The sequence below is a fragment of the Mesorhizobium sp. WSM1497 genome, assembly GCF_001672455.2.
Lineage (GTDB): Bacteria > Pseudomonadota > Alphaproteobacteria > Rhizobiales > Rhizobiaceae > Mesorhizobium > Mesorhizobium ciceri.
This window is the reverse complement of sequence record NZ_CP021070.1, coordinates 3,955,779-3,971,010: the sequence shown is the minus strand read 5'-3', so window position 1 is coordinate 3,971,010 and position 15,232 is coordinate 3,955,779. Positions and strand designations below refer to the sequence as shown.

Annotated in this window: 15 protein-coding genes; 9 read left to right on the top strand and 6 right to left on the bottom strand. The window is 60.7% G+C overall.

Going from position 1 to position 15,232, the window contains the following annotated elements; all coding sequences use genetic code 11:
• The first annotated feature begins 1,024 nt into the window (after window positions 1-1,024).
• The 4 genes from A9K65_RS19320 (at window position 1,025) to A9K65_RS19295 (ending at window position 5,204) form a co-directional block, all read left to right on the top strand.
• A complete protein-coding gene (locus A9K65_RS19320; RefSeq protein WP_013531390.1) occupies window positions 1,025-1,678 on the top strand; it encodes an outer membrane beta-barrel protein in 654 nt (217 codons plus the stop codon).
• Window positions 1,679-1,947: 269 nt separating this feature from the next.
• The gene (locus tag A9K65_RS19315; protein WP_084015764.1) at window positions 1,948-2,331 is read left to right on the top strand and encodes a hypothetical protein; all 384 of its coding nucleotides are present in this window, start codon (window positions 1,948-1,950) and stop codon (window positions 2,329-2,331) included.
• Between the two features lie 608 nt (window positions 2,332-2,939).
• Complete coding sequence (locus A9K65_RS19310) at window positions 2,940-3,647, top strand: Crp/Fnr family transcriptional regulator (protein ID WP_064993620.1); 708 nt, start codon at window positions 2,940-2,942, stop codon at window positions 3,645-3,647.
• A 1,257-nt stretch (window positions 3,648-4,904) separates the two neighbouring features.
• Complete coding sequence (locus A9K65_RS19295) at window positions 4,905-5,204, top strand: DUF1236 domain-containing protein (protein WP_013531386.1); 300 nt, start codon at window positions 4,905-4,907, stop codon at window positions 5,202-5,204.
• A gap of 366 nt (window positions 5,205-5,570) precedes the next feature.
• Here A9K65_RS19295 and A9K65_RS36015 read toward each other — a convergent pair whose 3' ends face one another.
• From A9K65_RS36015 to A9K65_RS19280, 3 genes are all read right to left on the bottom strand, one after another.
• Window positions 5,571-5,903: a DUF2569 family protein gene (locus tag A9K65_RS36015; protein WP_245321836.1), complete on the bottom strand. Its 333-nt coding sequence runs from the start codon at window positions 5,901-5,903 to the stop codon at window positions 5,571-5,573.
• Window positions 5,828-6,139, bottom strand: coding sequence for a hypothetical protein (locus A9K65_RS36010; RefSeq protein WP_245321835.1), 312 nt, complete (start codon window positions 6,137-6,139; stop codon window positions 5,828-5,830). Before A9K65_RS36010 ends, A9K65_RS36015 begins: the two co-directional genes overlap by 76 nt.
• Before the next feature lie 126 nt (window positions 6,140-6,265).
• Window positions 6,266-6,880, bottom strand: coding sequence for a TetR/AcrR family transcriptional regulator (locus A9K65_RS19280; RefSeq protein WP_063172289.1), 615 nt, complete (start codon window positions 6,878-6,880; stop codon window positions 6,266-6,268).
• A gap of 91 nt (window positions 6,881-6,971) precedes the next feature.
• Between A9K65_RS19280 and A9K65_RS19275 the strand changes: the two genes are divergently transcribed.
• The 5 genes from A9K65_RS19275 to A9K65_RS19255 are packed head-to-tail and all read left to right on the top strand — an operon-like array spanning window position 6,972 to window position 11,603.
• Window positions 6,972-8,063 (top strand): spermidine/putrescine ABC transporter substrate-binding protein, encoded by a 1,092-nt coding sequence (locus A9K65_RS19275; protein WP_064993622.1) that lies wholly within the window; start codon window positions 6,972-6,974, stop codon window positions 8,061-8,063.
• Window positions 8,064-8,076: 13 nt separating this feature from the next.
• Window positions 8,077-8,979 (top strand): ABC transporter permease, encoded by a 903-nt coding sequence (locus A9K65_RS19270; protein ID WP_064993623.1) that lies wholly within the window; start codon window positions 8,077-8,079, stop codon window positions 8,977-8,979.
• A gap of 1 nt (window position 8,980) precedes the next feature.
• Window positions 8,981-9,763, top strand: a complete 783-nt coding sequence (locus tag A9K65_RS19265) for an ABC transporter permease (RefSeq protein WP_013531381.1) — start codon at window positions 8,981-8,983, stop codon at window positions 9,761-9,763.
• Window positions 9,760-10,824, top strand: coding sequence for an ABC transporter ATP-binding protein (locus A9K65_RS19260; RefSeq protein ID WP_064993624.1), 1,065 nt, complete (start codon window positions 9,760-9,762; stop codon window positions 10,822-10,824). The genes A9K65_RS19265 and A9K65_RS19260 overlap by 4 nt, the downstream gene beginning before the upstream one ends.
• Window positions 10,825-10,844: 20 nt before the next feature.
• Complete coding sequence (locus A9K65_RS19255; RefSeq protein ID WP_064993625.1) at window positions 10,845-11,603, top strand: MBL fold metallo-hydrolase; 759 nt, start codon at window positions 10,845-10,847, stop codon at window positions 11,601-11,603.
• 107 nt (window positions 11,604-11,710) lie between these two features.
• On the opposite strand, the gene A9K65_RS19250 is transcribed toward A9K65_RS19255, so the two are convergent.
• From A9K65_RS19250 to A9K65_RS19240, 3 genes are all read right to left on the bottom strand, one after another.
• Window positions 11,711-12,412 carry a TetR/AcrR family transcriptional regulator gene (locus tag A9K65_RS19250; RefSeq protein WP_013531378.1) on the bottom strand — a complete coding sequence of 234 codons (702 nt, stop codon included), beginning with the start codon at window positions 12,410-12,412 and terminating at the stop codon, window positions 11,711-11,713.
• A 140-nt stretch (window positions 12,413-12,552) separates the two neighbouring features.
• Complete coding sequence (locus tag A9K65_RS19245) at window positions 12,553-13,980, bottom strand: amidase (RefSeq protein WP_064993626.1); 1,428 nt, start codon at window positions 13,978-13,980, stop codon at window positions 12,553-12,555.
• A gap of 85 nt (window positions 13,981-14,065) precedes the next feature.
• Window positions 14,066-15,100 carry an extracellular solute-binding protein gene (locus tag A9K65_RS19240; RefSeq protein WP_024503894.1) on the bottom strand — a complete coding sequence of 345 codons (1,035 nt, stop codon included), beginning with the start codon at window positions 15,098-15,100 and terminating at the stop codon, window positions 14,066-14,068.
• Between the last annotated feature and the right edge of the window lie 132 nt (window positions 15,101-15,232).

The window sequence follows — 15,232 nt, the reverse complement described above, 5'->3', positions numbered from 1 at the left end:
TGGAATTTTTCATTTGCCAACGCGAGTATCCGCCCCAGAGCATCACCGTATCCGGATCATCCTCTTCGTCCTCCTCCGGCTCGTAAGGTTCCGGCGCCACCAGCAAATCGATTCGCCTAAGGTCAGTCCCTCCCATTGGCGCATCGAGCGAGAGCGTTTGGAAGGTGTCATATTTGTGGATAGTGTGCTTGGTGCTAGGTTGCCAAATATTCAGCCTGGCTCAGATTTGGGAATATTGGGGGGACGTCACTTTGATCCGCATTTTGGTCGCACTCGCCGCCGCAATTTGCTTCGCGTCTTCGGCGGCTTCGGCAGGACAGGACAATATCCACTTCCTGGTCGGGATGCCCGATGCCAAGTTAAATTTGGCCGCTAAAATGGCAGGTAACCTCAACGGCGTTATGCAAAGGTGCCGGCTGAGGCCTACAGAAGATGGAAAAGCTATCATTGCTGTCCCTGTGCTTTTGTACGAGGGGATTAGAAAAACACCTGACGCCTAATCCTCCTAAGTTCCGGAAGGCCATTCGCACCTATGAAAGAGCTTACGCCATGGCGGTCCAGAGAGCGGGAAATTGCCAGGCTGAGAAGGCCAAATACCCGGGACTTTACCGATAGATGGCTGAGAAGGGACCCGGACATTGGGCGAGTCACCGCCCTGCGCGCCGCCGCCTAACTATGGCGTCGACGGCATCCTTCCTGATTGCTGCGGATTGAGCCGTCCGGTATACCCATCGGCATTCTTCGCGAACACAGCTGCAAGCTTGATCCGTGCGGCAGCGGCTTCATTGAAGATCAGAACGGCACCCTTCCACGCTCCGCACTTGAATTTCTCGATAATGCCCGCATCGAAGCCTGACGCGGAAGTATTGAGCTCTTCGAGGGATGCCTACTTGCACCGGCCATCCCGATACCTATTTCGCCGAATTCAGGCGCAGCAACTTAGCCTACGGGTGTGACTTCCTAGCTATATACAAAGTTGCAGGCTCATCGATATAAAGCGATTGGCGATTTTGATGGGGATTTCATGAAAGCTTTTTTGCTCGCTTCATTCGTGGCGCTTTCCGCGGCTCCGGCCATGGCTGCCGATATGACGATCGCTCCTGTCGATACCCCTGAATGGACCTGGCAAGGGCCATACGCCGGCGTGTTCGGCGCCGGAACGTTGGAACACTACAAGATCTATGGACCGGGCGCCCAGGCTGGCGCAACGCATAATGTCGGCTCGGCAACGGTCGGCGGCTTTGCAGGCTATAACCTCCAATCCGGCAAGATTGTCTATGGCGTCGAAGGCGAGCTTGGCTACCGCTTCAAGAAGAACACCTTCGACGATATTCCAGGCCCAGGCGTCCTTGACGCCTCCACAGGTTTGTTCGGATCCGTAAAGGGTCGCGTTGGCATGGACATGGGAGCCTACATGCCGTTCGTCACGGCTGGTGTAACCGCTGCAAAGCTGAAGACATTCTACCCAGGTGGAAACGCTGAGCGGGATGCCACCTTGGTCGGTGGTGTTGTTGGAGCAGGCATCGACGTCGCGCTCACACACAACGTGTTCTTGCGCGGCGAATACGACTTCTCCTTCTTCGGCAAGAAGTCGCTTGAATATTGTGGCGGCGGATGCACGCTGGAACACACGCTTCAGACGCACGATTTCCGCGTCGGCATCGCGATGAAGTTCTAACTGTTCAGCGCGTCTCCGACGTTGACGCCCTCCGCGGGAATGGCAAGACCAAGGTCCAGCTTGTGAACGGCATTCCGCGGGCGCAATGTCGCCACGAACCCGACGGCCAGGGGCCTGGATCGCAAATAGTTTGCCGTTCAGGCCCTTCTTTCGTTCGGGACCATGCCCATCTGCGCGCCACCCCTTCGTATCAAACCGTACGTTGAATCCTTCTTGGGTCACGCGTGACAAGAGAGTAAATAAATCCTTTCGCAGGAAGGGAGGCCGCGATGGCAGAAACGCATATAGAAGTCGCACGCGCGGTTATAGAAACCAGCTTTCGGTTGCGGCACCATTCCCTGGCCGGAACTGCCTCATTTCGCCGTGATATGGACCACTCCCGACGCGCAATCGAGGCCTCGCGCGAACTGCTCAAGCGCCTTCGCCAACGTCATCGCGATGACATGGCCCGAGGTTGGGAAGATCTGGACCCAGGTCCTGTTGCTGTCTCGGCCTTCGATGCCGACATTCTCCGCTCTGCATTTCGAAACCTGGTCAGGGAAGCAAGCGTTCCCGAGTGTGAATGGCGCCACCTGGCTGAAAGCCTGGTCCGCGAATATGTCGGGTGCGAGCAGGTTGACGTTGGCTTGTTGGACTGGATTACCCACAAGTAGTCAGCGGTATAAATTGCGTACCTACGCAAAACAGCCCGCCCCGCCCACATTGCCGGTGACACGAAACGGGCTGCGGAAGCCCGCATGCGATGCTTCCTGCAATCCAACTTTGGGCGAGTACGGATGTTCCGTTAGTTTCTGCTGAAAGGCGGTACATTCTGCTGCCGCGGCCATTCGACAGTCACTGGTAGGGTAGACCCGCCGCTCCATTTGCGAAGCGACGGGCTCTCGCCCACCCCATACCTGTGAAAGCAATTTAGATGCCAAACTTTTGACCCGTTATGGGGCACAGCCGTCGCGTTGCCAGTCGGTCGGTCGCCCTCTCGTCGCTCTGCCTCGACATTGATAACCATGTACATCATGCCGGCTCGTTGGCTGCGATCACAAATTGTCGGATTCGTACGAAGCAGAGTTCTGTACGATTCCAACCCTTTAACTTTGTACACCCCTGTTTTGTAATTGGGCGGCTGAGGGGACGCCGTGCATCAGGTTGCATTTCACTGTCAATCGCGCGCCAGAGGGCGTATGTTTTCTAAATCGTCTGCACGTGTTTACGGGCGCAGACGGCAGGGAGATTGGAAAGCTCTTGCCCCAAGCGGGATTGAGCTATGACCAATCCAGAGAACGATTCCTACAGAAACCAATTGTTGCGACGCCTTAACCCTGGTGACCTGGGGCTTTTGCAGCCACACCTTGAACTGTGTGACCTCGAGCCGAGAATGACCTTAGAGAAAGCCGACTCGGAGATCGAGACGGTGTACTTCCTGGAGGAAGGCATCGCTTCTGTGGTCGCGACGGCTTCAGGTAAGGAAGCCGAGGTAGGCCTTGTCGGCTTTGAGGGAATGACCGGTGCCGCGCTCGTGATGGGCGCTGACTATGCAGCGCATCAATGTTACGTTCAGTCGGCCGGCAGCGCTTTCAGGATGGGAACCGAGCCCTTCAAGGAGGCTCTTGCGAACAGCCCAACGTTGCGCCTTTTCCTGTTGCGCTATGTCCACTACTTCCACATCCAGACCAGCTATACGGCCCTGATCAACGCAAAATCAAACCTTGAAGAGCGGTTGGCGCGCTGGCTTCTAATGTGTGACGATCGGGTCCACGGCGAGCGCCTTGCGATCACCCATGAGTTTCTCGCCGTCATGCTTGGAGCAAGACGCCCAGGCGTTACCGTTGGGCTGCAAGTTCTGGAAGGACGTGGTTTCATCTATTCTCGACGTGGCGAAGTGCACATCAGGGACCGCAGCGGACTTGCGGCCTGCGCAAACGGCACCTACGGCAAGCCAGAAGCCGATTACGTTCGGCTAGTTGGATTATAGCGCTCCAAGCATGCCGGACGTAGGCCGCGGTGATCCAAGCACCTGCGCCTCGCGCCAGCAATACAGCCCGTCCCGCCCACATTGCCGGTGACACGAAACGGCTGCGGAAGCCGCGATCCGATGCGATTGCAATCCAACCCTGGGCGCGCACGGATGTCCCGCAAGCTTCATATCCCGTGCGTCAGCACAAGATAAATAGCGGGGACGAGCATCAACCAGCCGCTCAGTCCAAGAACCACCAAGATGGCCATGCGCTCTGTTCGCCTGACAAGGTCGGCAATGTTTTCTTTGTCCGGCAAAGCGACGGAGGCCACAAACCCGGGCGCACGATCATCGTTGCCATTTCCCGGTTGGTTCGCGCTGCCACTCTCATTCGATCTCTGGACCAATGTCATTGTGATCGTTCACCGAAAAGAATCTAAACCGGCCCGTTCTCGGCGCGTGAGCCGGAACGGGCCGAGGCGGGAAATCAGTTAAAATCGAAGGACGACCGAAGGACCACGTCGGCGGTAGCACCGGACGCGACGGCGACCATGCCGCCAATAACTGCGGCAAACCCGTCTCCAGCCCCGCCGGCGGCGGTGGGGACGGTAGTGCCATTCCCGATGGTAGACTTGCTGCACTTCTGCCTGTGCGTCTTCTTCAAGGGTCTCTGTTTGTGGCGTCTCAAGTTCATCGAGGATGCCGTGTCCGGCCCCTGGAACACCCGCCATTGCGTCAGTTGGGCGGACAGCGCTTGCAAGGGCCGCTACCCCGGCAACGCCAAACATTGCAGTCAAGAAGGATCGCCGATCCATAATAAACCTCCCAAGGTACATGAGCTAGAAATGCGCCCACGCCTGCCGAATGAGCATGCGTGGGCGCACGGTGAAATACAGGACCCGTCAGCTGCCGAAGCGGCTCACGGATCCTATCAGCGCAGGAAGGGACGTAGCTGCGCCGATCCACGCCGTGTCAGCCAAGAACGACCCCCATCACCAGGAAGGTGATGGCTGTTGCGAAAATCGGTGCGAGCAACCATCGCGCCTGGCCGACACTTTTTTCCACTGTTTCTCTCCGAATTTGCAGAGACAACAACCTTTAGGCCTAAGCCGTTCCGCCTACTCCCAACGGGTAAGACCATTGCGTTTTCCAACCAGACTTTGGTCCTGCGCGGATTCAGACAGAGGCCCGTATGAGGAACGTTTGGCCTGGCGACGTGTTCGGGTGGTGCCCAGCCGATCGTGCTGCCGCCAGGTTACAAGAGGAGAAAAACAAATGAGGATGCACCTAAGCAGCGCCGCTGCGGCGCTCTTGCTATTGGCCAGCGTCGGCGCGGTTGCGGCACAGGATGTGGTTATCACACCGGAACAGGACACCGTCGTCCGCGAATACGTGAAGAAGCAACCCTTGGCTTCTGTGAAGCTTCCGGGGGTGGAGTTGAATGTCGGCACGGCTCTGCCAGACACGGTCGAACTCCACGAGGTTCCCAACGTCAAATACCGCTATACGGTGGTCGACAACCGAACGGTTTTGGTGGACCCGAGCACACGCAAGATTGTGAAAGTCTACGACTGAAACTTCGAACCGGCCAGGCCCGCCGGCAGGGATGCCGGCGGGTTGCGCTCGTCAAATCGCCACTCAATCGGACAAATGAAAATGATGAACCCTGAAGTCGAGACGTCGCAATCGCTCGTGGCGCGCCTGGTTGATCTCCAGGCGAGAGCGCGGGCAGCACGTATAAATGAGGACGAAATAAAGACCTTCCAAAAGGTCGCAGCCGTCACGGATGATGGTCGAGGTCGGTCGGCTCAGGATCTGGCCGTTCCAGGTTCGATGGCGACATAGTGGTGCACGAGGTCACACCCCAATCGCCGCCACAAGAATTCGGTTCTGCCCGCGGATCGCCGCGCGCAGTTCCAACATTCCAAGTTGTGCCTTCTTCTACGACGCGCCAGCAACCTGGGTGGATGCCCCAACCCTGGTGAAGGTATTCCGCACCCTGACGGACTTGTAGACGTAGGCGACCCAGAGCCCTATCAGCACAAACGAGACTATGTGCGTCGCAAGCGCCTCGCCAGTGACCACTTGCCGAACCGAAACCCCGATCGCGGTGGAGACCCAGATCGCGTCCAGTATGACCGCCACCGGGATTGCGAGCCATTGGATGAGAAACAACTGCTTGAACCGAAGGCTCCGCCTCAGCATGGCAACGAGCACCACAAGCTGAAGCACCATGAATGCCAGCAGCAGGGCAACCTCGCCATAGACCACCATGGTCCATTCGGCACCAGCATGAGCTGGTTGTAGCCATCGCTGGAGGCCCCCAATTCGGCGAGTGTGCGCAGCGGTGACAATGCCTGACCGATAGCCAGCAGCATCAGCCAGCCGCCGAAGCCCACAAGAGCCTCAGGATTCTGCGACGGCTTCGCGGCCGATCGAACAGCAAAGAAAACAGGCACGCCGATCAACAGCAGCATGATCGCCCAATGCCAGATGGAAAACGCCCCCATTTACGCCTCCCCTTTTTATGCCCCCTTAAGTTGTACCAGGTTTTAAATTCAACTCAAGAGGCGAGCGCTGGTGTGAAATGACAATATGCCGAACCGACGATTTTCTCCTGTCTGCTCCTGACTCCCTCACACCCCGATCGCCGCCACCAAAATCCGGTTCTGCCTCCGTATCGCTGCGCGCAGCTCCGGTATCCTCGCCGCGTCGCGTTTCACGAACTCGATGAACATCATGTTCATGTTGTTGAAGATCAGTTCGCCGAGCGCCGCCCCGTCGATGTCCTGGCGCACCAGGCCGAGCGCCTGCAGGCGGGCGATCAGGGCGCGGATCTGTTCGGTCAGCGCGCGGTCGAGCGCGGTGTAGGCCTGGCCGAACGGGCTGTCGGGCAGTTGCGTCGAGATCGCCATCGCCTGCCGCCACATCTCCTTGCTGAGATAGTGCAGCGAGTGCTCGATGTAGATGCCGATCAGCGTATCCAGCGCATCGCCGACATTGGCCGGCGGCCTGGCGACGACGCCCTGCCCGGCATTCAGCACCTCGTTGACCTCCAGCGAGACGATGGCGCCGAGGATGTCGCCCTTGTTCTCATAGTAGTTGTAGATGGTGCCGACCGAGACCTCGGCCTGCGCGGCGATCGCCTCGATCTTGGCGCCTTCATAGCCGGCCTCGCGAAACAGTTCCGCCGCCGCCTCGATGATGCGCCTGTGCCGGTCCGCCTTTTGCCTTGCCCGCAATCCGCTCATTCCAGCCTCTTGCCACAAAAACAGAATTGACTCAATTTTAGAATTGGTTCAATTTTTTGCAAGAAGCCACAAAGGCAAGGGAGAACACTCGATGTCCGCACATTCCAAGACCATGAATTCGCTTTCCATGTTGAAGAGCCATCTGCATGCTGCGTGCGAGGCCGCGGCGCTGTTGCTCGCAGCCGGCAGCGCTGTCCAGGCCGCCGACCTCAACGCGCTGATCTGGTGCGATCATGCCGATCCAGCACTGCTGCAGCCCTTCGAGGAGGCCAATGGCGTCAAGGTCAACGTCAAGGAGTTCGAGGGCACCGGCGCAGGTCTCGCCATCGTCGAACAGTCGCAGCCGGGCGACTGGGACGTGATGGTGATCGATTCGATCGACGTGCCGCGCGGCGTCGAAAAAGGCCTGTTCGAGCCGCTGCCGGAAGACAAGCTGCCGCTGGCCGACCTGTTTGCGCAGGTGAAGATGGACGGCTCCACCATGGTCGGCGGCAAGCGCTACGGCATCACCGAAAAGTTCGGCTACAACACGATCGGCTACAACAAGACCAAGGTCGACCCGGCCGACATGCAGTCGATGGCGGCCCTGACCGGCGACAAGTACAAGGGCAAGGTCGCCATCTACGACTACTACCTGCCGGTCATCGGCATGGCCGCACTGGCGATCGGCAAGAAGACGGCCGATCTCACCGAAGCCGACCTGCCCGCCCTCAAGGACGAGCTCTTGAAGATGAAAGCCAATGCCAAGCTGGTCGGCGAAGTGACCGCCAGCCAGACGGCGCTGGCGACGGGCGAGGTCGACATACTGGTCGGCGGCGGCGAATGGGTGACGGCGGGCCTGGCCAAGGAAAACCCGGCGCTGGACTTCTCCATCCCGAAGGAGGGGGCGGTTCTGTGGTCGCAGTCGCTGGCCATGTTCAAGGATTCCAAGAACAAGGACATGGCGCTGAAGTTCATCCAGTACATTATGAGCCCGGAGGGCCAGGCGCGGCTTGCCACCTCCTCCTGCTACTGGGGCATGCCGGCCAACACCAAGGCAGCACTGACCGACGACCAGAAGAAGGTGCTGCGCTTCGACGAACAGCCGGGCTTCCTGACGCGTGCCCAGGCCTATCCGGCGCCGAACGCCGATCTCGACAAGAAGATGCAGGACATGTGGACCGAAATGCTGCAGGCGAAATGAGCCGATAGCGCTCATGAGCTCGGCTGGAGACAACCCCTTGCCCCGGGCGGGCCGTACCCTGCCCCGGGCGAGCTCTGCTCTGCCCCGGGCGAGCTCTGCTCTGCCCTGGGCGCTGGTCACGCCGGCGCTCGGCTGGACGCTGCTGTTCTTCGTGCTGCCGTTCATTGCCATGGGGTTTTCCAGCCTGACGGCGCATGAGGGCGGCGGCTTCACGCTGTCCAACTACAGCCAATTCTTCACCAACCCTTCCTACTGGCAGGCGATGGTGAACTCGCTTGAGGTGACCGCGATCGTCACCGTGGTCTCGGTGCTGCTCGCCTATCCCTTCGCCTGGATCCTCGCCGAACAGGTGCCGGAGCGCTGGCAGCGGCTGGCGCTGATGCTGGCGGTGCTGCCGTTCTGGACCTCCTATGTCGTGCGCTCCTATTCCTGGCTGCTGGTGCTGGCGCAGAACGGCGTCGTAAACCGGGCGCTGACCGGCTCCGGCCTCATCAGCGAGCCTGTGCATCTCGCCAACACGCGTTTCGCCACCATCACCGGCTTCGTGCACTTCTTCGTCATGTTGTTGACGCTGACGATCTTCGCCAATCTCAAACAGCTCAGCCCGAGCTACCGCAAGGCGGCCGCCGATCTCGGCGCCGGGCCGGTGCGAACCTTCCTGCATGTCGTGCTGCCGCTGACCTTGCCCGGCATCATGGTCGGCGCCTTCCTCACTTTCGTGCTGTGCATCGGCGACTACATCACGCCGCAGATCCTGGGCGGCAACAACGAGCTGCTGATGCCGCAGCTGGTGATGATGCAGATCGGCCGGCGCGGCGACTTTCCGCTGGCCTCGGCGCTGTCGATCATCCTGATGGCGGTGGTCACCATCGCCTATCTCGCCTGCGCCCGCTGGCTGAAGATCGAGCGGGCCTGAGATGCGCAGGATTGTCCGCATCGCCTCCTGGCTCTACGCGCTTGCCGTCTACGGCTTCATCTTCCTGCCCGTGATCGTGCTGGTGCTGTTTTCGCTGCAGGCGACGTCGTTCCCGATCCCGCCCTTCACCGGCCCATCGCTGCGCTGGTACGACGCAGTGCTCTCGGACCCACGGCTGACTTCGGCGTTGGTCAATTCGCTGCTGGTCGCGTCCATCTCGTCGCTCGCCGCCGTGACGCTCGGCTTCCTTTCCGCCTGGGGTTTTGCCCGCTTCGTCCTGCCCGGCTCCGGCCTGCTGCGCGGGCTGATCACCCTGCCGCTGACGGTCAGCTATCTCATCATCGGCATGGGGCTGCTGGTGCTGTTCAACTGGGCCGGCGTACCGAAATCCTTGCTTGCCGCCGGCATCGGCCATGTCGTGATCAATCTGCCGCTGTGCTTTGCCATCATCTACAGCCAGATGGGCGACCACCAGATCAACATCGAGCGCGCCGCGCGCGACCTCGGCGCGCCGGAATGGAAGGTGCTGCTGTTGATCACCGTGCCGGTCATGGCGCCGGCCATCTTCGCCGGCTTCTTCCTGTCGATGACCTTCTCCTGGGACGAATTCGTGATCTCCTTCCTGCTCACCCGCTTCGACACCACGCTGCCGGTCGAGATCTGGAACCTGCTGCGTTCCGGCCTCAACCCCAAGACCAATGCCGTCGGCTCGCTGGTCTTCGCCGTCTCCATCGTGCTGGTGGTGTTTTTTGAACTGACATTGCTTCGGAGAAAGCCCGCATGAGCGCGCCCCTCGTCGACATCAGCAGTGTCTCGCATCGCTTCGGCCAGCACACCGTGCTGAAGGATGTCTCGCTGCAGATCGAGCCCGGCAGCTACACGATCCTGCTCGGGCCGTCCGGCTCCGGCAAGACGACGCTCTTGTCCATTCTGGGCGGCTTCGTCACGCCCAGCGAAGGCAAGGTGTTCATCCGTGGCGAGGATTGCACGTCGGTGCCGCCGGCCAAGCGCCCAACGACGACGGTGTTCCAGGACTATGCGCTGTTTCCGCATATGAGCGTCGGCAGCAATGTCGGCTTCGGCCTGCGCATGCAGGGCGTCGACGGCGCGACACGCGCCGCAAAGGCGCGCGAGGCGCTGGCGCTGGTCGGTCTCGCCTCTGCCTTCGACAAGAAGCCGCATCAGCTCTCCGGCGGCCAACGGCAGCGCGTGGCGCTGGCGCGCGCGCTGGTGATCGAGCCGGCGGTGCTGTTGCTCGACGAGCCGCTCGGCGCCCTCGACCTCAAACTTCGCCGGCAGATGCAGGATGAATTGAAGGCGATCCAGAAGCGCGTCGGCACCGCCTTTATCCATGTCACGCACGACCAGGAAGAGGCGATGGCGCTGGCTGACCATTGCGTGGTGATGAATGACGGGCGCATCGAGGACGAAGGTCCGCCAGAGCGCGTCTACGCACGGCCGGCGACGCGTTTTTCGGCGACCTTCATGGGCGAAAGCACGATCCTCGCCGGCACGGTCACGGAGGCGAAGGATAGGACAAGCACCGTCGCGACGCCGGTCGGGCCGGTCTCGCTGCCCGGCGCCTTGCCGGTCGGCTCTACCGTTGCGCTGGCCATACGCCCGGAGCATCTTGTCCTCGGCGAGGCGCGCGGCGGTGTCAGGCTTGGCACAGCCGAGGTAAGCGACGTGGTTTTCCAGGGCAGCTTCAAGCGCGTGCTCGCCGTTTCCGTCGAGGACCCCTCGCTCCACTTCATCGCCAAATTGCCCGCGACGGCGACCGTCCAGCCGGGCGACAGGGTCGCGATTTCCTGCGATACCTACCAGATCATCCTGCTGACGGACTGAACTTTCTGACGGATTGAAACATGGCAACGCTTGCGGTCATCGAGGCACCAGACTGGTACGAGACCATCCGCATGGGCGATGGCGTGACCTTGATCCACGAGCCATGGATAAAACCGTTCTTCCGCTGCAACATGTGGCATGTGCGCGGCCGCGATCGTGACCTTCTGTTCGACACCGGGCTCGGCCATTTCAGCCTCAGGCGTCACGTGCCGCTGGTGACCGAGCGAAATCTGACCTGCGTCGCCAGCCACACGCATTTCGACCATATCGGCTGTCACCACGAATTTCCCGAGCGCTGCGTGCACGCTGCCGAGGCCGACATCCTCGCCGATCCGCGTAACGAGTGGACGGCAGCCGGCACCTATGCGACCGACGAAATGTTCGATTGCCAGCCGCAAGGCTGGAACACGGCGCGCTACCGTATTCCGCCCGCACCGGCAGGCCGTTTGCTCAAGCATGGGGACGTCGTCGATCTCGGCGATCGTGCCTTCGAGGTGATCCACACGCCCGGCCATTCGCCCGGCGGCATCGCGCTCTATGAAAACAGGACGGGCATCCTGTTATCAGGCGACATCATCTATGACGGCCCGCTGATCGACGACGTCTACCACTCGGACATATCAGACTACATGGCGACACTGCTGCGCCTGCGCGACCTCGATGTCTCGGTCGTGCATGGCGGCCATTTCCCGAGTTTCGGCAAGGTGCGCTACCGCCAGCTCGTCGACGAGTATCTGGAACAAAAGCGGCGAGCCGGCTGCCATCTGCGGCAGCCCTGAAAGCGGTCAGAGCGGTTCACCGTTTCACGGAAACGGCGAACCACTCCAACTCCTTGCTTGGCGCAATTCCGGACGGAAAACCGTTTCACACTTTTCCTGGAATTGCTCTAGCGCATCAGTTCGAAATGCCGCGGGAATGCCTGATGCAGCAGGAGCAGCATGGTCTTGCGCAGCACGTTGGTGTCGCGGCTGGATGGATTGAGATGATCCCAGTACCAGGCGCCATGAACCAGATAATTCAGGCTCTCCGACAGCGTGTCGATGTCGACGCCGGTGTAACCGCCGCTGCGCGAAATCTCGATCAGCAGCTCGCGCGCTTCGGCGGTGTAGGCAAGATCGCTCGGCAGGCCGATCTCATTGTAGATCTGCATGCTCTTGCGGTCGCTGGAGAACACGACAAAGACCGAAACCCATTTCGGGTGCTGGCGGGCGAAACGTTGCGCGCAATCGACCGCGCCCAGGGCCCGCTCAACCGGCGACAGGCCGGGCGCTCGCACCAGCGTCACCCACAGCTCATCATATCGATCGCTGAGATACTGCAGGACGGCGCGAAACAGGTTCTCCTTGCTGCGGAAATGGAAGACGACCAGGGCATTGGACGAGCCGACATGTTCGGCGATGCGCTGCATGGTGACGCTTGCCAGCCCCTCCTCCGCGATGAGCTCGATGGTGGCGTCGATGATCCGCTGCACGCTGGCTTCGCCGCGTTCGCGCCGACGGTCCTTGGGCGGCGCGGCATCGTTTGCGGCACGTCCATTCTTCGCCGTTGCGCCTTTGCGTTTTGCCGCCGCAGCTTTTTGTTGCGCCATCTTCGTCCAGCTCCTTTCGGATCTTGCGGCGGCGATCGCCGGCGCCGCCACGGATCCGTCTATTCGAGGTGTCCGGCGTCGGCTCACCACAACCGAAACCGCAGATCAACCACGATCGCGGCAAGGGCCGCATCGCCCTGTTATAGCGACGGGCGCGTTTCGGCGTTTGTGTACCACTGCCCCTTGGCCGTCTCATAGGCCATGGCCGCCCGGAAGACATCGGCATCGCAATAGGTGCGGCCGACGATCTGGATGCCTGTCGGCACGCCGCTTGCCGCCCGGCCCGACGGCACGGATAGAACCGGACAGCGGCTCATCATGTTGAACGGCGTCGTCATCACCCAGCCAAGCGACGGGTTCACCTGCTTGCCGTTGATCTCGACCGTGCCCGTTGTCTGATCGAACTCCGCCGGCACGGCGGGAAGCGCGTTGGTCGGGCAGATCAGCACATCGTAGGTCTCCAGCAGCGGCCCCAGCGTCTGGTACATCCTGGCCGCCACTTCCAGTGTTCCGACAAAGTCCGTCGCCTTCGACCTTTGCCCGTCCTCGGCGAACTGCCTGGCATAGCTCGTCATGTCCTTGCCGTGCTCCTTGAGCAGTTGCGACAGTGAGGCGCCGAACAGATGTTCGAGATAGGCCATGCCCGCCTTGAGCACGTCGTCGCCCCAGCCCAGATCGACTTCCTCGACCGTGGCGCCAAGCGAGCGAAACACATCGCAGGCGGCAAGCGTGTTCTTGCGCACATCGGGGTCCACTTCGAAAGAACCGAGGTCCATCGAGAAAGCAATCTTCCAGCCCTTGATCGGCTTGTAGTCGCTGGGCAGGCGCAGTTTGGGGCGGAGCGTGGCGATGTCGAGCGGGCTCGGTCCGGCCATCACGTTCTGCAGCAGGATCGCATCCCCGACGTTTCGCGCCAAAGGTCCGGTGTGGCAGTAGAAATCGAGGTTGAACGGCGGCTCGTCCGGATTGCGCCCGTAAGGCGGCTTGAAGCCGACAAGACCGCAGGCCGACGCGGGAATTCGGATCGACCCGGCAATGTCCGAGCCGGTGGCGATCGACGACGTGCCGGACGCCAGCGTCGCCGCGGCACCGCCGGACGAACCGCCGGGCGTGAAATCCGGGTTCCACGGATTGCGCGTCACGCCCCAGCGTTTCGACCAGGTGTAGCCGGCGCAGCTGAATTCAGGCGTCGCCGTGCGGGCATGGACAATGCCTCCGGCCTTGATGATGCGCTCGTTCATCGTCGACGTATGGCCACCGATGGCATCCCGGGACAGCAGCGAGCCGTGCGAGGTCGGCTTGTCCTTGATGTAGCTCTCGTCCTTGATGCCGATCGGCAGCCCCTCGAGCGCCCCGGTACGGGCCCCCCTGGCGTATTTCGCCTCGGCTTTCCTGGCCAGATCCATCGCCTCGTCGAAATGCGTGAAGGTGAGGCAGTTGATCGTCGGCTTGGTGGCTTCGGCGCGGCGGATGGTGGCCTGCATCAGTTCGACGGGCGAAAGCTTCTTTGCCTTGAACAGCCGCAGCGCCTCGCTGGCCGGCATGTAGCAAAGGTCGAGATCGGTCATGGGAAGTCTCCTGCGATCTGCGCATCGCGTTGCATGGACGGAGATGACCGCGCCGCGTGCTGCGGCGCGGGAAAGCCTGGTCAGGTCATTTCTGCAGATCGGTCCAGATCTTCGTGTAGAGCGCCTGCACGTCGGGCGGGCATGCCTGCATGAACTGGCCCTTGGCGGCGAAATCGGCGGGAATGTTGACTTCCGGCGCGGTCTTCATGTCGTCGGGCATGAAGGCTTCCGAGCCCTTGATACCGTTCGAATAACGCGCAAAGGCTGAGATCAGTGCCGCATTCTGCGGATCCATGATGAAATTCTGGAACAGCTTGGCGTTGTCGACGTTTTTGGCGTCCTTGAGGACAGCGACATTGTCCATCCAGATCGGATAGCCTTCCTTGGGATAGCCATAGACGATCTTGTCGTTCTCAAGCCGCTCGCGCAGCGATATGCCGTTCCAGTTGACGCCCGCGGCGATGTCGCCCCTGCCCAGGCCATCGACGGCCGCATAGTCGAGCGAAAGCCATTTCGCCTTGGCCTCCACCAGCTTGTCATGCACCTTCTTCAGCATCTGCATGTCGCTGCTGCAATATTTGCCACCCTCGTAAGCGATGGCGAGAAACATGATGTCACCCATTTCGGGTACGACATTGATCTTGCCGACGAGTTCGGGGGGTGGGTCGAGGAAGATCGCCGATGTGTTGGGGTCGCCGGCATAAACCGACTTGTTCACCGAAATGCCGGTCGTTCCCCACTGCCATGGAACGGTATATTTGCGGCCTGGATCGAATGGAACATCGACCCACCTGGGATCGACGTTCTTGAAGTTCTCCATCTTGTTGGGATCGGTCTCCAAGAGCAGACCTTCGCTGATCCAGACCGGCACGACGCTCGCCGAGGGCACGACGATGTCATAGCCGGAGGCGCCCTGCCGGACCTTGGCCAGGGCGGTATCGTTGGAATCATAGTCGGTGACGGTGACCTTGACCTTGTAGGTCTCCTCGAACTTCTTGATCAGCTCGGGACTGGTGTAGTTGCCCCAATTGTAGATGTTGAGTTCGCCGTCGGCATGGGCAACGCCCGTGACAGTCAGCAGCGACAGGCCGATGGCCGTCGCGGTCAGTTTCCAGTTCATGCTGTATGCTCCCATTGTTGGGACCGGCGGCGTTACGGCCTCAGGTCCGTTCCTGCTGACGAAAAGATGGCCGCGACAATGCCGATCGACGGCACGAGAACGGCCGTCGACATCGCATTTGCGGCATGCGGC